This is a genomic window from Allokutzneria sp. A3M-2-11 16, assembly GCF_024213555.1.
GTDB lineage: Bacteria > Actinomycetota > Actinomycetes > Mycobacteriales > Pseudonocardiaceae > Allokutzneria.
This window is the reverse complement of record NZ_JANAVO010000002.1, coordinates 668,311-686,103: the sequence shown is the minus strand read 5'-3', so window position 1 is coordinate 686,103 and position 17,793 is coordinate 668,311. Positions and strand designations below refer to the sequence as shown.

The window sequence follows — 17,793 nt, the reverse complement described above, 5'->3', positions numbered from 1 at the left end:
TCAGCCGTCAGGTGGCTGTGCGTGACGGTGATGCGGGGCATACGGTGTGCGCGTGGCAATCAAGCCGCGTCAACCGACCGCGATCCGGCTTCCCGGCGTCGTGGTCCTCGGGCTAGGCGCCATGATCGGCCTCGGCCCGTTCCTGCTCATGGCCCCCGCCGCGGCGGGCGCGGGCGTGTGGCTGCTCGCCGGGCTCCCGTTGGCCGCGATCACCGCGCTGTGCGCGATGTACTCCACCTCGGAGCGCTCCTCGATCCGCGAGTACATGGGCCGCTGGCCGGGCCGGGTCGCGGGCACCGGGCGGTTCGTCGCGCTGGGCTGCCTCGCCGTGGTGCTCGCGACGACCTTCGGCGAGTACGTCGCGCCCGACCAGCCGAGCCTGGCCGCGTTCGTGGTGCTCGCGGTCGCCGCGGCGGGCAACGCGGGCGGGTTGTCCCGGTGGGGCAGCGGACTGGCGTGGTTGATCGGCGGCGTCGTGCTGATCGTGCTCGTCCTGGTCATCGCCGCGTGCCTGGCCGTCCCCGCCCCGGTCGCGCCGATCGGGGCCCCGGTGCCCCAGGCCGGTGATCCGCGCAGCCTGATGACCGCGGCCGCGATCCTGTTCCTCGGGTTCGCCGGGTTCGAGCGGGTCACCGCGCCCGCGGACGGAGAACCGCAGCCCGGCTGGCGCACCACCCGCCGGGCCATCCCGGTGATCGTCGCGGTGATCACCGTGCTCTACACCCTGCTCGCGCTGGCCCTGCTGCACCAGCTCGGTCCGGCGCGGCTCGCCCTGTCGCCCACCCCGCTCCGCGACGCGGTGATCGCCGCCGACGGAGCGGTGATGGTGCCGTTCGTGGAGTTCGGCGCGGGGGTGGGGCTCGCGTCCTGCCTGGTGCTGGTGCTCGCCGCGATGCGCCGGATGGTGGTGGAGGCCGCGATCGAGCGCGAGGTCGCGACGCCGCTGGCCACGCTCGCCCGCGCGGGCGCCACCTGGCCGATCGACCTGGTCGTGGCCGGATTCGTCGCGCTGGCCCTGCCGCTGCTGGACCCCGCGCACGCGGTGCACCTGGCGGCGTGCTGCGTGCTGGTCCACTACGCCTTCGCCAACGCGGCGACCCGGGTGGAGCTGATCGAGCAGGACCGGACCTGGCCGATGCGCACCGCGTGCTTCGGGCTGGGGATCTCGGTCATGCTCGCGATGAGCCTGCCGCCGATGACGTTGCTCACCACGCTCATGGTGCTCGCGGTGGGTTCCTGCCTGGGGGCTTTGATTTCCCATCGGTGGCGGTAGTTTCTGGCGATGTGACCGACTCTCAGCTCCGCACCAGTCCCCTGCACGCCGCGCACCGCGACCTCGGCGCCACGTTCGCGCCGTTCGGCGGGTGGGAGATGCCGATCCAGTACTCCGGCGGCGGAGTCGTCGCGGAGCACACCGCGGTCCGCGAGGCGGTCGGCGTCTTCGACGTCTCGCACCTGGGCAAGGCCCTCGTCGCGGGGCCCGGCGCGGCCGAGTTCGTCAACTCCTGCCTGAGCAACGACCTGCGCAAGATCGGCGCGGGGCAGGCCCAGTACACGCTGTGCTGCGTGGAGTCCGGCGGCGTCGTCGACGACCTGATCGCCTACCTGGTCAGCGACGACGAGGTGTTCCTCATCCCCAACGCCTCGAACACCGCCGAGGTCTGCCGGATGCTCGCCGCGGCGGCGCCGGAGGGCATCACCGTCACCGAACAGCACACCGACTACGGCGTGCTCGCGGTCCAGGGACCGAAGTCCTCGGAGCTGCTGGAGGCGCTCGGCCTGCCGACGAAGCTGGACTACATGGCCTTCGCCGACGCGGAGTGGGAGGGCCGCACGGTCCGGGTCTGCCGCACCGGCTACACCGGCGAGCACGGCTTCGAGCTGGTGCCGAACTGGGACGACGCGCCCGCGCTGTGGGCCGCGCTGCTCGACGCGGCGGCGCCCATGGGCGGTCGCGCCTGCGGGCTCGGCGCGCGGGACACGCTGCGCACCGAGATGGGCTACCCGCTGCACGGCCAGGACCTGTCGCTGGAGATCAGCCCGGTGCAGGCGGGCTCCGGCTGGGCGGTCGGCTGGAAGAAGGACTCCTTCTGGGGCCACGAGGCGCTGCGCGCGGAGAAGGCGAACGGCCCGGCCCGCAAGCTCTTCGGCCTGCGCGCGCTGGAGCGCGGAGTGCCCCGCTCGCACATGGACGTGCTCAACGCGGCGGGGGAGCGGATCGGCGAGTCCACCTCCGGCACCTTCTCGCCGACGCTCAAGATCGGCGTCGCGCTGGCGCTGCTGGACACCTCGGCGGGCGTGAAGATCGGTGACGAGGTGACCCTCGACGTGCGCGGGCGCTCGCTGCGCTGCGAGGTCGTGAAGCCGCCGTTCGTGCAGACCAACGTCAAGTAGTGGCGGGGCGGCTCTGGGCGCCGGGCGAGGAGGTCCTCTACGCGTTCCGGCGCAATGACGGCTCGCTCGGCGCGGTGACCCCGGCACGGGTGCTCTCCGACGACGGGGACCAGCTGGTGTGCTGGGTTCCCGACGGCACCCCCGTGCGCGCCACCAGGGCGCCCGGGGGTCAGCACGCCCGCGACGTGCCGCTGGACCAGCGGTTCCGGCTCGGCAGGGTGCCTGTGCGCTCGGCCTGGGTCGGCTCCTCGACGCTGCGCCTGGTGTTCGAGGAGGAGTGGTCCAGCGTCTGGTGGTTCTACCTGCCGGACGGCACCTTCCTGAACTGGTACGTCAACCTGGAGATCCCGCTGGGGCGCACGGACACGTCCGTGTGCCGCGTGGACGGCGTGCTCGACGTCGAGGTTCTACCGGATCTGAGCTGGTCCTGGAAGGACGAGGACGAGGCAGTCGAGGCGCTGGCCGCAGGCAAGATCACCCAGGAGCAGCTTGACCGGCTGCGCGCGGAGGGCGAACGGATGATCTGTCTGGCCGAATCGGGACTTTTCCCTTTCGATGGGACGTGGTGCGAGTTCCGGCCGGAGCCCGGCTGGCCGCTGCCGACGCTGCCCGACGAGGTGATGGAGGAACGCTGACGTGCTCTCCGCCGAGGACTTCCGAGATCTGGCGCTGAACCTCCTGGAGTCCGAGGAGGTGGAGACCTGGGGGCACCCGACGTTCCGCGTCCGCGACAAGATGTTCGCCGCGATGGACAGCGACGGGCACCGCGCCACGGTCAAGGCGACGCCCCAGGAGCAGGAGGCGTTGATCGCGGCCGCGCCGGAGGTCTACGCGGTCGCGGACTACGTCGGGCGCTACGGGTGGGTGAGCGTGGACCTGCGCGCCGCCGATCCGGAGGAAATCGCCGAGCTGGTTCGCGAGGCGTGGCGGCGCACCGCGCCCAAGCGCCTGGTGAACATGCATGACGCCGCCGGGTCCCGGTCCGCGCAATAGTCGGGCGTCCGATGTTCGGGATCGCGATGTTCGGATGATTGAAGAAGGTTTATCGTGCTGCCATGACGACAGCGCCCTTCTCCCGGACGTCCAACCCGAACCCCGTGTCGGCGGAGCGTCGGGCGCAGGTACTCGCCAAGCCGGGCTTCGGGCAGTACTTCACCGACCACATGGTCAGCATCGACTGGGACCGCGAGCGCGGCTGGCACGACGCCGCGGTGCTGCCCTATGGCAGCTTCCCGCTCGACCCGGCCGCCATGGTGCTGCACTACGGCCAGGCCATCTTCGAGGGGCTCAAGGCCTATCGGCAGCCGGACGGCACCATCGCCTCGTTCCGGCCTGACGCCAACGCGGAGCGCTTCCGTGCGTCAGCCCGCAGGCTGGCCATGCCGGAGCTGCCGGACGAGCTGTTCCTCGACTCGCTGCGCGAGCTGATCGACATCGACCGCGACTGGGTGCCCGCGGCGGGCGGCGAGGAGTCGCTGTACCTGCGGCCCTTCATGATCTCCACCGAGGCCGGGCTCGGCGTGCGCCCGGCGAGCCAGTACCGCTACCTGCTGATCGCCTCGCCCGCGGGCGCGTACTTCGCCGGTGGCATCAAGCCGGTCAGCGTGTGGCTGAGCACCGAGTACGTGCGCGCGGCCCCCGGTGGCACCGGCGCGGCGAAGTTCGCGGGCAACTACGCGGCCTCGCTGCTGGCCCAGGCCCAGGCCGCCGAGCAGGGCTGCGACCAGGTGGTCTGGCTGGACGCGGTGGAGCGGCGCTGGGTGGAGGAGATGGGCGGGATGAACCTGTGCTTCGTCTTCGGCTCCGGCGCGGAGGCCCGCATCGTCACCCCCGAGCTGACCGGCACGCTGCTGCCCGGCATCACCAGGGCCTCGCTGCTGGAGCTGGCCGCCGGCCTCGGCCACCTGGTCGAGGAGCGGCGGATCTCCACCGACGAGTGGGAGAAGGGCGTCGCCTCCGGTGAGATCACCGAGGTCTTCGCCTGCGGTACCGCCGCGGTGATCACCCCGGTCGGCCGGGTGAAGCACGCCGGCGGTGAGTTCACCATCAACGGCGGCGGCTCGGGCGAGCTGACCATGAGGCTGCGCAAGCGGTTGACCGACCTCCAGCGCGGCGCCGTCGAGGACACCCACGGCTGGATGCACACGTTGGGTTGATCTTGAGTTCGAGTAGGGGCTCCGCCGCGGTCCGGCTTCGCGGCGGAGCCCCTCTTTTTGGTTACGCCTGCTGCGCGGTCGCGGCCAGCACGACCTCGCGGACGCAGACCCGCTGCGGCTGCTCGTAGGTGAACCGGATGGTGGCCGCGACGTCCTCGGCGGTGAGCACGTCGTTGGCCTCCTTCCACGCCTGGTAGTCGGCCTTGATGCCCTCGTCGCTGGTGTGCGAGAGCAGTTCGGTCTCCACCGCGCCGGGCGCGATCGTGGTCACGCGCACGCCCTTGGCCGCGACCTCCTCGCGCAGGTTCTCCGACATCGCGTGCACCGCGAACTTCGTGCCGCAGTAGACCGTGTGGTTCGGGAAGCCCTTGCGGCCCGCGACCGAGCTGACGTTGATCACCGTGCCCCGTCCGCGCTCGATCATGCCTGGCAGCACCGCGTACACGCCGTTGAGCAGGCCGTGCACGTTGACGTCGAACATCGTCCGCCACTCGGCTGTTGGCTGGTCGCCGATGCGGCCGAGCAGCATGACGCCCGCGTTGTTCACGATGGCGTCGGCGGGGCCGTACTGGGCCTCGGCCTCGGCCACCGCGCGGGCGACGGCCTTCGCGTCCGTCACGTCGACGGAGCGGCACAGGGTGTTGGGCAGCTTGAGGTCCTCGAGGCGGTCCAGGCGACGAGCCAGCAGGAGCAGGGGGTGGCCCAGCTCTGCGAACGTTTGCGCGGTCGCGGAACCGATCCCGGAGCTGGCTCCGGTGATCACGATGAGCGGTTTGGTCATCGACCACACATAACCGACGGCACCGGCGCTTCAAAAATGTTCACTTCCCTGACAGGACAACGAACACGACCGTCGTCGCGACCTCGCAGCAGGCGCCGAGCACGTCGCCGTTGACACCGCCGAACCGCTTCGTGGTGTGGGCGAGCAGACCGAGCACCGCGGCCGTCGCGGCGAGCACCGCGAGCGGGCCCAGCCACGGGTGCACGGTGATCGCGGCGGCTGCCAGGAGCGCCGTCCAGATCGCGGGGACGACCGCGGGTTGCGTGCCCGCGACGAGCGCGCCGAGGCCCTTCTCCTGCGCGGGCGGCACACCTCGGCGGCACCCCCAGCCGAAGGCGACGCGTCCCGCGACGACGGCGATCACTATTGCGCCCCAACGGTTCTGGGCGATGAGCGAGCTGATGGCCGCGGCCTGTGCGCCCAGGTTCACGATCAGCGCGACCACCGCGAACGGCCCGGCCGCGGGATCGTGCATGACCTTCAACGCGCGCTCCGGTGGGCCGTAACACCCCAGGCCGTCCGCGACGTCGCCGAGCCCGTCCACGTGCATGCCCCGCGTGGCGATGGCGAGCAGACCCACGACGAGCACTCCGACCAGCAGCGGCGCCAGGCCGATCGCGGCTCCGCCCAACGCCGCGCCCGCCGCGAGCACTCCGAGCACCAGGCCGACGAGCGGTGCCGCCGTGATCGCCCTGCCCGCCGTCTCCCGATCGACGTGATCAACGCGCACGGGCAACACGCTCAACATCGAGAACGCCAGCCGCACTCCGCGCATCACACCCGCACTCCGCCCACCTGGAGATCTCCCGTTTCGTACTCAAAGCCGTGAAGAAATCGATTCCACCAGCGGCTAAGAGTACGAAACGGGCGTTCTTGGCGGCTCTGGCCGAGGTGGAGGGTCAGAGGTCGAGGGGTGGGGCGACGGTGTAGGTCGGCGCGGGCGGGGGTTCGGGGATGGTTTGGGGCTTCGGCGTGGGAGGGGGAGCTGGGGCGTCGGAGGATGCGGTGGTGGTGACTCCGGCGTCGGCGAAGGTGGCCATCTCGGCGAGGATTCTGGTGGCGGCGGTGAGGACGGGGAGCGCGGTGAGGGCGCCTGAGCCTTCGCCGAGGCGCATGCCGAAGTCCAGGATCGGCTTGAGGTCCAGGTGGTCCAGCACGATGGTGTGCGCGGGCTCGACCGAGCGGTGCCCGGCGACCCACCACTCGCGCGAACCGGGCGCCATCTCCTCGGCGACCATCGCCGCCGCGCCCACGACGACGCCGTCGAGCACCACGGGGGTGCGCCGCGCCGCGGCCTGGGCGAGGAAGCCCGCGATGGCGGCGATGTCCGCTCCGCCAGCGGTGCGCAGCAGGCCGACCGGGTCGGCGCCCACCTTGCGGGCTCGCCGGAGCGCGTCGCGGATCGCCGCGGTCTTGCGAATCCAGCCCTGGTCGTCGATGCCCGTACCGCGCCCGACGACGGCCACGGGTTCGGTGCCGGTCAGCGCCGCGATGAGCACGGCCGACGGAGTGGTGTTGCCGATGCCCATGTCCCCGGCGACGAGGATGTCCGCCCCGCCGTCGATCTCCTCGTCGGCGATGTCGCGGCCCGCGCGCAGCGCCGCGACGGTCTCCTCCGCGGTGAGCGCGTCCTCGCGGTCGATGAGCCCGGAACCGTTGCGCACCTTGTACTTGCTGACCATCGGCGCGGTCTCGCCAGCGACCGCGATGTCGGCGACGCGGACGGTCGCGCCCGCGGCCGCGGCGAGCACGTTGACCGCCGCTCCGCCGGAGAGGAAGTTGGCCACCATCTGCGCGGTGACCTCGCTGGGGTAGGCCGAGACGCCCTCGGCGGCGATGCCGTGGTCCCCGGCGAAGACCACCACGCGCGCCCGCTCGAACGGCTTCGGCGGGCACGCGCCCTGGCAGGCCGCGATCCACGTGCCGAGCTCTTCCAGACGGCCGAGCGAGCCCGCCGGCTTGGTCAGCTGCGCGTGCCGGGCGACCGCCCGCTCGCGGACCTCGTCGTCGGGCGGTGTGATCGGCGGGAAGACACCCGCATCCTCCACAGCCTTGTCAGCGCTGTCCTCGGGCACTCGAACCTCCATATCCGGCGGTCAGCGCAGCCGCAGCGGGATTCCCGCCACCAGCAACGTGACCGTGTCGCACACCTCGGCGACGCGGGCGTTCAGCCTGCCAAGCTCGTCACGAAAGAGCCTGCCAGAAGGCGTCGCGGGATGGACGCCCAGGCCGACCTCCGCGGACACCAGCACCACCCGCGCCGCGCTCCCGGCCAGCGCCTTCGTCAGCCGGTCCACTTCGGCGCGCACGGGCCCCGTTTCGCCGCCGTCCCAGGCGTTCGCGGTGTCGAGCACGTCGGTCAGCCAGGTCGCGAGATCGTCCACCAGCAGCAGTTCGTCGCTTCTCGCATCGGTGAGCAAGTCCGGGAGAGCGGGGCCGTCCGCAGTCTCCACCGTCTTCCAGCACTCCGGGCGGCGCCGCGTGTGCTCGGCGATGCGGGCTTCCCAGTCGGTGTCGTCCTCGCGGCGGCGGGCCGTCGCCACATAGGTCACCGAGGGGTCGGCGGGCGCCAGGCCCTCGGCATGGGCCGACTTGCCGGAGCGGGCGCCGCCGAGCACGAGCGTGCGTCGACTCACCGGCGCCACGTTACCGTTGCGCTGGCCGAGCGAGAGGGAGAGCGACGTGGGATACCGCTGGCGCTACCAGGATTCGACCGAGGTCGACGTGATCGGGCCGGACGAGCAGTTCGACGAGCAGACCGACGCGGAGCAGTGGCTGGAGGAGAACTGGCCCGACCTGCTCGACGGCGGGGTCGACCAGGTCACCCTCCTCGACGGCGACGACACCCCCGTCTACGGCCCCATGAGCCTCCACCCCCCGGAGCAGTAAGCGTCAACGGAACAATCGGGGCGTTAGATTCCCCGAACGGGTCGTTGGGGGCGTTAGATTCCCCGAACGACCCGTTCAGGGCGTTCAACGCCGTCAACGGGTCGTTCAGAGCAAAGGGGGTTAGGGAGTGATGGTGAGGCGGGGGTCGTACTCGATGACGCCGTCGAGGGCCTCGTCGATCTTCTTCAGGATCTCCGCGTCGAGTTTCACGCCCGCGGCCTTGACGTTCTCGGTGACCTGCTCGGGGCGCGAGGCGCCGATGATCGCCGAAGCCACGTTGGGGTTCTGCAGGACCCAGGCGACGGCCAGCTGGGCCATGGTCAGCCCGGCCTCGGCGGCGATCGGCTCCAGCAGCTGCACCTTCTCCAGCACGTCCTCGCGCAGGAAGCGGGCGACGAAGTTCTTGCCGCCCTCGTCGGTGGCGCGCGAGCCCGCGGGGACGGGTTGACCGGGCTTGTACTTGCCGGTGAGCACGCCCTGGGCGATGGGCGACCAGACGATCTGGCTGATGCCCTCGCGCTCGCTGGCCGGGACCACCTGGGACTCGATGATCCGCCACAGCGCGGAGTACTGCGGCTGGTTGGAGATGAACGGGACGTTGAGCTCGCGGGCGATGGCGGCGCCGCGGGTGATCTGGTCGGCGTTCCACTCCGAGACGCCGATGTAGAGCACCTTGCCCTGCCGCACGAGGTCGGCGAAGGCCAGCATCGTCTCCTCAAGCGGCACCGTCCGGTCGAAGCGGTGCGCCTGGTAGAGGTCGAGGTAGTCGGTGCCGAGCCGCTTCAGCGAGGCGTTGGCGGACTCCGTGATGTGCTTGCGGCCGAGGCCCTTGTCGTTCTCGCCCTTGGGGCCGGTCGGCCAGAAGACCTTGGTGAAGATCTCCAGGCTCTCCCGGCGCTGTCCGGCGAGCGCGCGCCCGAGCACCGACTCCGCCGCGGTGTTGGCGTAGGCGTCGGCCGTGTCGAAGGTCGTGATGCCCGCGTCGAGCGCGGCCTTCACGCAGGCGAGCGCCTGGTCCTCCTCGACCTGCGAGGCGTGGGTGATCCAGTTGCCGTAGGAGATGGCACTGACTGAAAGGCCACTGCGGCCGAGACGACGAAACTCCATGCCACGAGCCTAGACCGGGTTCGTTCGCCTCGCTAAGTACCTGGAGCGCGCTCCAGGTGTGTGAACTACACCACCCGGTCGCTGTAGCCGACCCGCGGCTTGGGCACGCGGAGCTTGCGCAGCTGGGTGGCCCTGGTGAACGCGTACCAGCCGAGCGCGAAGCCCTTGAAGTTCTCGTCGGGGAACTTCTGCCGGGCCCGCCTCGACACGAGCCTGCCGAGCATGACGCCCTCGATGAGCATGGCCAGCAGCATGAACATGCACGCGAGGCTGGCGTACTGCTGCACGAGGAGGTTCGGCGTCAGCACCGCGATGAACACCACGATGGCCAGCGGCATGAACAGGCCCATGAGGTTGCGCCGCGAGTCCACCAGGTCGCGCACGAACGCGCGCACCGGGCCGCGGTCGCGGGGCAGCAGGTACTTGTCGTCACCGGCCATCATCCGCTCGCGGCGGAACTGCGCGGCCTTGCGGCGCTCTTCCTTGCTGGCCTGGCTGCCGCGCATCCGGCGCAGCGCCTCCCGCTGCGTGCGCGGCGGCGGCGGGACCGGACCGCGACGGCGGCCCTCGGCCTCACGGCGCTTGGGGGTGGGCTTGCCCTTGCCCGCGGTGTGCCCCTTCGGGTCGTCGGCGACGTCCGCGTTGACCTCCACGACCTCCTCTTCGGGGTTCGTGGGGTCTACGGCTGAGTTGCGGCGAAGGAACCTCACGGCGTACAGAGTAGGACAGTCCGAATCGCGAAGATGTACCGTCCGCCCCGTGCGGATTCTCGTTGCGCCAGACTGCTTCGGCGGCACCCTCTCGGCGAGGGCGGCGGCGGAGGCGATTTCCTTGGGGTGGCGGCGTTCCGCCCCCGATGATGAGCTCGTGCTGCGGCCGCTCGCGGACGGCGGGCCCGGCTTCGTCGAGGTGCTGCACGCGGCGCTCGGCGGGACCGTGCACCGCGCGGAGGTGACGGGGCCGCTCGGTGCGCGCGTCGAGGCCGAATGGCTCGAACACGACGGCACCGCGTACATCGAGTGCGCCCAGGCGTGCGGCCTCCACCTCGTGCCCGCTGCCGAGCGCGACGCTTCCCGAGCGACCACCCGCGGTGTCGGAGAGCTGGTCAACTCCGCGTTGGCCGAGGGCGCGCACACGGTCGTGATCGGGCTCGGCGGCTCGGCGAGCACCGACGGCGGAGCGGGGCTGTTCGCCGCGCTCGGGTTCGCACCGCTCGGCGAGGGCGGTGTCGAGCTGCCGCCGGGAGGCGGACCGCTGACGGGCTGTACGGGTCTGACCGCGAAGCCGCGGTTCCCCGCGCGCCTGGTGATGGCGTCGGACGTGGAGAACGTGTTGCTCGGCAGGCACGGCGCCGCGCACACCTTCGGACCGCAGAAGGGGGCCGACGCCGCGGAGGTCGAAGCCCTGGAACGGGCGTTGGGCCGCTGGGCCGACGTGCTCGCCGAGGCCACCGGCGAGGACGTCCGCGACACCGCGGGCGCCGGAGCGGCGGGCGGGCTCGGCGCCGGGCTGCTCGCGCTCGGGGCGGAGGTCGTCTCGGGAGCCGGACTTGTGCGCGATCTCACTGGGCTGGACTCCGCGCTGGACTCGGTGCGGCTGGCGATCACCGGCGAGGGCAGCTTCGACTGGCAGTCGCTGCGCGGGAAGCTGATCACCGCGGTGGCCGCGGGCGCCGCCGAACGCGGCCTGCCGTGCCTGGTCCTGGCAGGTCAGGTCAGCGTGGGCAGGCGCGAGTCGGCTGCGGTCGGCATCGACGACTCCTATGCGGTCGCCGAGCACGCGGGCTCGGTGGCGGCCTCGCTCGCCGACCCCGCCGGTACCCTCGCCGACCTGGCCGAACACGTGGCCGGGCAGTGGAGCGGCCGCTGAGCGCGGATGTGCCACCATGGAAGTGGAACAAGCAGGCCATCCGATGCGTTGCAGCCGAGGTAGCGCCTCAGGAAGACCGAGGGAGAACCATGACTTCTGCGCAGGAAACCGGCACCGAGACGCCGACCCACGGCGTGACGATGACGGAGGCGGCCTCCTCCAAGGCCAAGGCCCTGCTGGAGCAGGAGGGCCGCGACGACATGCACCTGCGCATCGCCGTCCAGCCCGGCGGCTGCGCCGGCCTCCGTTACCAGCTGTTCTTCGACGAGCGCACGCTCGACGGTGACGCCTTCCGCGACTTCGACGGCCTCCGGGTCGCGGTCGACCGGATGAGCGTCCCCTACGTCGACGGCGCGGTGATCGACTTCGTCGACACCATCGAGAAGCAGGGCTTCACCATCGACAACCCGCAGGCCACCGGTTCCTGCGCGTGCGGGGACTCGTTCAACTAGCGGTCGCGCGACAGACGACGAAGGGCCGCAGGTGATGCCCGCGGCCCTTGTCGTTCGTCCAGACTTCGGCGCTCAGCAGCCGTAGTCGTCCATGTCGCGCACCTGGGCGGTGTTGGCGTCGCTCACCCGCCACGGTGCGGCGGAGCGCTGCTGCGGAACGCCTTCTGAGCTGGATCGGAGCGATTCGGGCAGGTCCGCGCAATCCTTGATCAACTCGGCGATGGTGTTGGGTTCGGTGCTGGTCACATCGAGGACGTTATGACTCACGACGGATGTGGAACAGCTCTACCAAGCAGTAGTCTTCGCGGTTGGCCGGTGTGCACCTGAAAGGGTGAAGTCGGCTGGTCAGACGCCGTCACCGCCGAACGAGGAGAGCCTTTCGTGCCCGTCGCGATCACCGGAAGCATCGCAACCGACCATCTGATGCACTTCCCCGGCCGGTTCGCCGAGCAGCTCGTGGCCGACCAGCTCGACCGGGTGTCGCTGAGCTTCCTGGTGGACGACCTCGTCGTGCGCCGGGGCGGCATCGCCGCCAACATCGCCTTCGGCATGGGCGTGCTCGGCCACAACCCCGTCCTGGTCGGCGCCGTCGGCGCCGACTTCGCCGACTACCGGTCCTGGCTGGAGCGGCACGGCGTCGACTGCTCGGGCGTGCACACCTCCGAGGTCAAGCACACCGCGCGGTTCGTCTGCACCACCGACGACGACATGTGCCAGATCGCGTCGTTCTACGCGGGCGCCATGGCCGAGGCCCGGCAGATCGAGCTGGCCCCGGTCGCCGAGCGCGCTGGCGTCCTCGACCTCGTGCTGATCAGCCCGAACGACCCCGAGGCGATGCTGCGGCACACCGAGGAGTGCCGCCAGCGCGGGTACGCCTTCGCCGCCGACCCCTCGCAGCAGCTGGCCAGGATGGACGGCGAGCAGGCCCGCAGGCTGGTCACCGGCGCGAAGTACCTGTTCACCAACGACTACGAGCTCAAGCTGCTGCTGAAGAAGACCGGCTGGACCGAGGACGAGGTGCTCGACCAGGTCGGCATGCGGATCACCACGCTCGGCGAGAAGGGCGTGGAGATCGTCGGCCGCGAGGTCGGCGCCCTCCAGGTGCAGGCCGTCCCGGAGACCGCGAAGACCGACCCGACCGGCGTCGGCGACGGCTTCCGCGCCGGGTTCCTTGCCGGGCTCACCCGCGGCCTGCCGCTGGAGCGCGCCGCGCAGCTCGGTTCGCTGATCGCGGTCAACGTGCTGGAGACCGTGGGCACCCAGGAGTGGAGCTTCGACCGCGCCGAGGGCCTGCGCAGGCTCAGCGAGGCATACGGCCCCGAGGCGGCCGAGGACATCGCCCCGATGCTCCCCGCCTGACCCAACTCAACCTTTTCAGCGCAGACTGATGTACCCAATGCGGCTTTGGTTACGTCTGACGTAACGAATGCCACATTGGGTTCACTGGAAGCCGCACCGGCGCACGCGAAGGGCCCCTTCCCGGTTAGACGGGAAGGGGCCCTTCGTCGGTCATGCGCTCAGAGCTTGACGGGGTAGTGCGGTTCGGGCACCCGCACCTGGATCGAGCGCTCGATGAAGATGCCGTGCCAGATCATGAAGACCAGCAGCGCCCAGATGCGGCGGCTGTGGTCGAGCACGCCGGAGCGGTGCTCCTCCAGGATCCGCATGACCGCGGCCTTGTCGATCAGGTGGTCGGTGCCGGAGCCCTGCACGATCTCCCGCGCCCAGTCGTGCATCTCGTCCTTGAGCCAGTGCCGGATCGGCACCGGGAAGCCGAGCTTGCGGCGGTGCAGCACGTGCGCGGGCACGATCCGCTCCATCGCCTTGCGCAGCGCGTACTTCGTGGTCTCCTTGGTGATCTTCTGCTCCAGCGGGACCGTCGAGGCCACCCGGAAGACCTCCGGGTCCAGGAACGGCACCCGCAGCTCCAGCGAGTTCGCCATGGTCATCTTGTCGGCCTTGACCAGGATGTCGCCGCGCAGCCAGGTGTAGAGGTCGACGTGCTGCATCCGGGTCACCGGGTCCCAGTTCGCCGACTCGCGGTACGGGCGGGCGGTGACGTCGGTGTGCCGGATCGCCGGGTCGTAGCCCTTGAGGACGGCCTTGATCTGGTCGTCGCGGAAGATCCGCGCGTTGCCGTAGTAGCGCTCCTCCAGCGACAGCGCGCCCCGGCGCAGCAGGTCCTTGCCGCGCACGCCGTCCGGGATGCGCTTGGAGACCTTGCCCATCACCGAGCGCAGCGCGCCCGGCACCTTCTCGAACGGCGCCAGCGACAGCGGCTCGCGGTAGATCGTGTAGCCGCCGAACAGCTCGTCGGCGCCCTCGCCGGAGAGCACCACCTTGACGTACTGCCGCGCCTCGCGGGCGATGAACCACAGCGGCACCAGCGCCGGGTCGGCCACCGGGTCGTCCAGGTACCAGGTGATCAGCGGCAGGGCCTGCATCATCTCCTCGGCGGAGACCGTGCGGACCACGTGCTTGACCCCGATGGCCGCGGCCGACTCCGCGGCCACGTCGACCTCGGAGTAGCCGGAGCGCTCGAAGCCGGTGGTGAAGGTGATCAGGTCCGGGTTGTGCTCCTTGGCCAGCGCCGCGATCGCGGTGGAGTCGATGCCGCCGGAGAGGAACGAGCCGACCGTGACGTCGGCGCGCATGTGCTTGGCGACGGAGTCCCGCATGACGTCGGCGATCTGCCGGTGCAGCTGGTTGACCTCGCTGGAGCTGCGCAGCGGGCGGGCGTTGAACTGCGGGTTGAAGTACCGCTCGGTGATCACCGAGCCGCCGGGCGCCACGGTGAAGGAGGTGCCGGACTCGATGCGGCGGATCTTGGTGTGCAGCGTCGCGGGCTCCGGGACGTACTGCATGATCAGGTAGTGCTGGAGCGCGGTGCGGTCCAGCTGCGGCTGCAGCCCGAGGCCGCCCGCCAGGTCCAGCAGGCTCTTCTTCTCGCTGGCGAAGGCGACGCCGTTGGGGCCCTGCGCGTAGAACAGCGGCTTGATGCCGAACGGGTCGCGGGCGCCGAAGACCACGCGCTTCTCCGCGTCCCAGATCATGAACGCGAACATGCCGCGCAGCCTGGTCACCATGGACGGGCCCATGTAGTGGTAGGCCGCGACGATCGTCTCGGTGTCGCCGTCGGTGGCGAAGCGCGCGCCGAACTGCGCGACCAGCTCCGCCCGCAGCTCCAGGTAGTTGTAGATCTCGCCGTTGAAGACGATCGTGTAGCGCCCGTTGGCGTACTGCAGCGGCTGGTGGGACCGCTCCAGGTCGATGATCGAGAGCCGGTTGAAGCCGAACACCACCGACTCGTTGTGCCAGGTGTCGCTTTCATCCGGGCCACGGTGCCGCTGGCAGTGCAGGGCGTTGGCGACGGCGCTGACTGCCGCCGCGGTGTTGTTGTGGGGAGCGCAAACAAGTCCCAGCAGGCCGCACACGCTTCTCGCGCACCTCTCGTGTCGAACAGCGCTGCCCGGGGAGCGGGTCTCGCCGTCGGGGGTGTCGTCATCGGTCCAGGGCGTGCTTCTCATCGAACGAGACCTGTGAAACGCGCCCAAGAGCCCAGTATGCCGAAAGTCGCCGGGGGCCTTGACAGCCCTGTCGTGTCAGGAGAATCCCCACCCGTAGCCAGCCAACCCCGGACAGGTGAGCGCGCACCCGCTGAGCTAGGCTCCCGCATGACTTCGTCGGCCCGCCGTCGGTGCAGGTCGCAGCCTGTGAGCTGGATCATCACCACTGTCGGATCAGGTGGGCCGTCAACCGCAGCGAGGAGGCGTCGGCAGTGAGCCGCACGGAGGAGCGACACTTGCTCGCGGGGCTGCGCCAGCGCCCCGCAAGGGCAGCGCGCCTGACCAAGGTTCTCGCCCTGGTCGGCATGGTGGCCGTCGTCGCCACCGGCTGTTCGACCGAGGAGGTGCTGCGCTTCGGTTGGCCGGAGGGCGTCACGCCGCAGGCCGAGCAGATGCGCCAGCTCTGGACCTGGTCGGTGATCGCGGCCCTGGCGATGGGCGTCCTGGTCTGGGGCCTGATCCTCTGGTCGGTGATCTTCCACCGCAAGAAGAGCGAGGAGTTCCCGCGGCAGACGCAGTACAACGTGCCGCTGGAGATGGTCTACATCACCGTCCCGACGATCATCGTCGTGGTGCTCTTCTACTTCACCGCGGTGACGCAGAACTTCGTCAACGCCAAGGACGAGCCGGCCGACGTCAACGTCACGGTGACCTCGTTCCAGTGGAACTGGGAGTTCACCTACACCGACCCGAAGTACCAGATCGGCCAGAACCGCCAGGTCAGCACCGTGGGCTCCAGCTCGGAGATCCCGCTGCTGGTGCTGCCGACCGGCAAGAACGTGCGCTACACGCTGCAGTCCAAGGACGTCATCCACTCGTTCTGGGTCCCGGACTTCCTCTTCAAGCGGGACACCTTCCCGTACCCGAAGAAGAACAACCAGGACAACGTCTTCCAGAACCGGATCGACACCCCCGGCGCGTTCGTCGGCCGCTGCGCCGAGCTCTGCGGCACCTACCACGCGGTGATGAACTTCGAGGTCAGGGGCCTGCCCTCGGAGGTGTTCGACCGCTACATGGCGCTGCGGGTCAAGGAGAACGCCAAGACCGGCAAGCACTACACCGCCGCCGAGGCGCTGGCCGAGCTGAACTGCGGCGAGCTCTGCGCTCCGCAGGCCATCACCACCAAGCCGTTCAACACCGACCGCACCGCGGGCACCGCGTCCGGCCGCTGAGCGTCGAGCCGGATTCGAGAGCGAGGGCATATCCATGAGGACCGAGGCACGGATCTTCGATCTGGTCACGGCGTTCTGCCTAGTTGCGGCCATCGGCTACGGCGTCTGGTCGCACGAGCCCGTCGGCACGGTGGCGATCAGCCTGACCGGCGGCCTGACCCTGCTCGTCGGCACCTACCTGCGCTTCGTCGCGCGCCGCATCGAGGTGCGGCCGGAGGACGACGTGGACGCCGAGGTCAGCGACGGCGCGGGCGAGCTGGGCTTCTTCTCGCCCGGCAGCTACTGGCCGTTCGGCCTGGCGCTGGCGGCCGCGTTCACCGGTGTCTCGCTGGCGTTCTTCGAGCCCTGGATGATCGGCGTCGGCGTGGTCGTCGTGCTGATCATGGTGGCCGGTCTGCTCTTCGAGTACCACGTGGGGCCTGACCACCACTGATCGTTGACCGAAGGGGCGGGCGCGTGATGCGCCCGCCCCTTCGTCATGTCCGCTGTCATGTCCGCGCCGGGAGCTTGTGGGCGAGGGCGCCGACGAGGACGGCGAGCATGCCCAGGGCCTCCAGCAGCGTGACGTGGTGCGCGTAGACCACGACGTCCACCAGGAGCGCCACGGCGGGGTAGAGGAAGGACAGCAGGGCCACCGTCGCCGTGGGCAGGACGCCGATGCTGCGGTACATCAGGACGTACATCAGGGCCGTGTGCACCACGCCGAGGACCAGCAGCCACCACCAGCCGGGACCGAACGCGGGCAGCGGCGTGATCAACAGGGCCGGGGCCAGCACGAGCGTGCCGACCGCGCACTGCACCGCGGCCACCAGGTGCGGCTTCACGTGCGAAAGCTGCTTTGCCACCAGGGAAGCGCCCGCGTAGAGCGCGGCGGCGCCGAGGGCGAGCGCGATGCCGATGACGTCGATTGGCCGGCCGTTCATGCCGTGACCGCCCAAGGAGATCAGCACGACGCCCGCGAAGGCGATCGCGCCGTGGCCCAGGTCCCGCCCGCGCACCCGCTCGCCGAGGACCACGCCCGCCAAGCCCAGCAACAGGAACGGCTGGGTGTGGTAGACGACCGTGGCCACGGAGACCGAGGAGTAGGAGTACGAGGCGAACAGCAGCACCCAGTTCGCCACCAGCAGCACGCCCCCGAGCGCGGCGAGGCGGAGGTCCCGCGCGGACAGGCGCAGCCAGCCCCGCCACGCGCACCACAGCGCGAGGAGCAGGCCGCCGACGAGGCAGCGCGCGAAGGCCACCGCGGGCGCCGCCGCGCCGGACTCCAGGACCGCGACGCCGATCGTGCCGGAGAGCGCCATCGCGCCCGCCCATTCCAGGGTGGCGCGCTTCGTGTTCGGTGTGGCCAGGGTGCTCGTCATGCCGGAAATGCTCCGCCGGGCGGAGTGGATCGACGAGTGGCAGAGA

At 70.6% G+C, this 17,793-nt stretch carries 20 protein-coding genes; 11 read left to right on the top strand and 9 right to left on the bottom strand.

Going from position 1 to position 17,793, the window contains the following annotated elements; all coding sequences use genetic code 11:
* Positions 1–52: 52 nt before the first annotated feature.
* From NLX83_RS21335 to NLX83_RS21315, 5 genes are all read left to right on the top strand, one after another.
* Positions 53–1,273, top strand: a complete 1,221-nt coding sequence (locus tag NLX83_RS21335; RefSeq protein ID WP_254236842.1) for a hypothetical protein — start codon at positions 53–55, stop codon at positions 1,271–1,273.
* A gap of 11 nt (positions 1,274–1,284) precedes the next feature.
* Positions 1,285–2,394 (top strand): glycine cleavage system aminomethyltransferase GcvT, encoded by a 1,110-nt coding sequence (gcvT, locus tag NLX83_RS21330; RefSeq protein WP_254236841.1) that lies wholly within the window; start codon positions 1,285–1,287, stop codon positions 2,392–2,394.
* Positions 2,394–3,029: a DUF402 domain-containing protein gene (locus NLX83_RS21325; protein WP_254236840.1), complete on the top strand. Its 636-nt coding sequence runs from the start codon at positions 2,394–2,396 to the stop codon at positions 3,027–3,029. Before gcvT ends, NLX83_RS21325 begins: the two co-directional genes overlap by 1 nt.
* 1 nt (position 3,030) lies before the next feature.
* Positions 3,031–3,387 carry an MmcQ/YjbR family DNA-binding protein gene (locus NLX83_RS21320; RefSeq protein ID WP_254236839.1) on the top strand — a complete coding sequence of 119 codons (357 nt, stop codon included), beginning with the start codon at positions 3,031–3,033 and terminating at the stop codon, positions 3,385–3,387.
* A gap of 62 nt (positions 3,388–3,449) precedes the next feature.
* The gene (locus NLX83_RS21315) at positions 3,450–4,550 is read left to right on the top strand and encodes a branched-chain amino acid aminotransferase (RefSeq protein WP_254236838.1); all 1,101 of its coding nucleotides are present in this window, start codon (positions 3,450–3,452) and stop codon (positions 4,548–4,550) included.
* A gap of 61 nt (positions 4,551–4,611) precedes the next feature.
* Here NLX83_RS21315 and NLX83_RS21310 read toward each other — a convergent pair whose 3' ends face one another.
* The 4 genes from NLX83_RS21310 to cobU form a co-directional block, all read right to left on the bottom strand.
* The gene (locus NLX83_RS21310) at positions 4,612–5,331 is read right to left on the bottom strand and encodes an SDR family oxidoreductase (RefSeq protein WP_254236837.1); all 720 of its coding nucleotides are present in this window, start codon (positions 5,329–5,331) and stop codon (positions 4,612–4,614) included.
* A gap of 40 nt (positions 5,332–5,371) precedes the next feature.
* The gene (locus tag NLX83_RS21305) at positions 5,372–6,106 is read right to left on the bottom strand and encodes an adenosylcobinamide-GDP ribazoletransferase (RefSeq protein WP_254236836.1); all 735 of its coding nucleotides are present in this window, start codon (positions 6,104–6,106) and stop codon (positions 5,372–5,374) included.
* A 124-nt stretch (positions 6,107–6,230) separates the two neighbouring features.
* Entirely contained in the window at positions 6,231–7,406 is a 1,176-nt protein-coding gene (gene cobT, locus NLX83_RS21300; RefSeq protein ID WP_374118782.1) for a nicotinate-nucleotide--dimethylbenzimidazole phosphoribosyltransferase, read from the bottom strand.
* Positions 7,407–7,427: 21 nt separating this feature from the next.
* Positions 7,428–7,967 carry a bifunctional adenosylcobinamide kinase/adenosylcobinamide-phosphate guanylyltransferase gene (gene cobU / locus NLX83_RS21295; protein WP_254236835.1) on the bottom strand — a complete coding sequence of 180 codons (540 nt, stop codon included), beginning with the start codon at positions 7,965–7,967 and terminating at the stop codon, positions 7,428–7,430.
* A gap of 46 nt (positions 7,968–8,013) precedes the next feature.
* On the opposite strand from cobU, the gene NLX83_RS21290 reads away from it, so the two are divergent.
* Positions 8,014–8,220, top strand: a complete 207-nt coding sequence (locus NLX83_RS21290) for a hypothetical protein (RefSeq protein WP_254236834.1) — start codon at positions 8,014–8,016, stop codon at positions 8,218–8,220.
* Positions 8,221–8,340: 120 nt separating this feature from the next.
* Here NLX83_RS21290 and NLX83_RS21285 read toward each other — a convergent pair whose 3' ends face one another.
* Positions 8,341–9,327, bottom strand: coding sequence for an aldo/keto reductase family protein (locus NLX83_RS21285; RefSeq protein ID WP_254236833.1), 987 nt, complete (start codon positions 9,325–9,327; stop codon positions 8,341–8,343).
* 65 nt (positions 9,328–9,392) lie between these two features.
* Positions 9,393–10,037, bottom strand: a complete 645-nt coding sequence (locus NLX83_RS21280; RefSeq protein ID WP_254236832.1) for a DUF3043 domain-containing protein — start codon at positions 10,035–10,037, stop codon at positions 9,393–9,395.
* A gap of 49 nt (positions 10,038–10,086) precedes the next feature.
* Here NLX83_RS21280 and NLX83_RS21275 point away from each other — a divergent pair, with 49 nt between their 5' ends.
* Complete coding sequence (locus NLX83_RS21275) at positions 10,087–11,196, top strand: glycerate kinase family protein (protein WP_254236831.1); 1,110 nt, start codon at positions 10,087–10,089, stop codon at positions 11,194–11,196.
* Positions 11,197–11,285: 89 nt separating this feature from the next.
* On the top strand, positions 11,286–11,648 hold the full coding sequence (locus NLX83_RS21270; protein WP_254236830.1) for a HesB/IscA family protein: 363 nt from the start codon (positions 11,286–11,288) through the stop codon (positions 11,646–11,648).
* Positions 11,649–11,720: 72 nt separating this feature from the next.
* On the opposite strand, the gene NLX83_RS21265 is transcribed toward NLX83_RS21270, so the two are convergent.
* Positions 11,721–11,894, bottom strand: coding sequence for a hypothetical protein (locus NLX83_RS21265; protein ID WP_254236829.1), 174 nt, complete (start codon positions 11,892–11,894; stop codon positions 11,721–11,723).
* A 177-nt stretch (positions 11,895–12,071) separates the two neighbouring features.
* Here NLX83_RS21265 and NLX83_RS21260 point away from each other — a divergent pair, with 177 nt between their 5' ends.
* Entirely contained in the window at positions 12,072–13,007 is a 936-nt protein-coding gene (locus NLX83_RS21260) for a carbohydrate kinase family protein (protein ID WP_254236963.1), read from the top strand.
* A gap of 158 nt (positions 13,008–13,165) precedes the next feature.
* Here NLX83_RS21260 and asnB read toward each other — a convergent pair whose 3' ends face one another.
* Entirely contained in the window at positions 13,166–15,082 is a 1,917-nt protein-coding gene (gene asnB, locus NLX83_RS21255) for an asparagine synthase (glutamine-hydrolyzing) (protein WP_254236962.1), read from the bottom strand.
* Between the two features lie 410 nt (positions 15,083–15,492).
* Between asnB and ctaC the strand changes: the two genes are divergently transcribed.
* Positions 15,493–16,386: an aa3-type cytochrome oxidase subunit II gene (gene ctaC / locus NLX83_RS21250; protein WP_441296814.1), complete on the top strand. Its 894-nt coding sequence runs from the start codon at positions 15,493–15,495 to the stop codon at positions 16,384–16,386.
* A 34-nt stretch (positions 16,387–16,420) separates the two neighbouring features.
* The gene (locus tag NLX83_RS21245; protein WP_254236828.1) at positions 16,421–16,819 is read left to right on the top strand and encodes a cytochrome c oxidase subunit 4; all 399 of its coding nucleotides are present in this window, start codon (positions 16,421–16,423) and stop codon (positions 16,817–16,819) included.
* Positions 16,820–16,874: 55 nt separating this feature from the next.
* On the opposite strand, the gene NLX83_RS21240 is transcribed toward NLX83_RS21245, so the two are convergent.
* Positions 16,875–17,747, bottom strand: coding sequence for a DMT family transporter (locus tag NLX83_RS21240; RefSeq protein WP_254236827.1), 873 nt, complete (start codon positions 17,745–17,747; stop codon positions 16,875–16,877).
* Positions 17,748–17,793 lie beyond the last annotated feature (46 nt).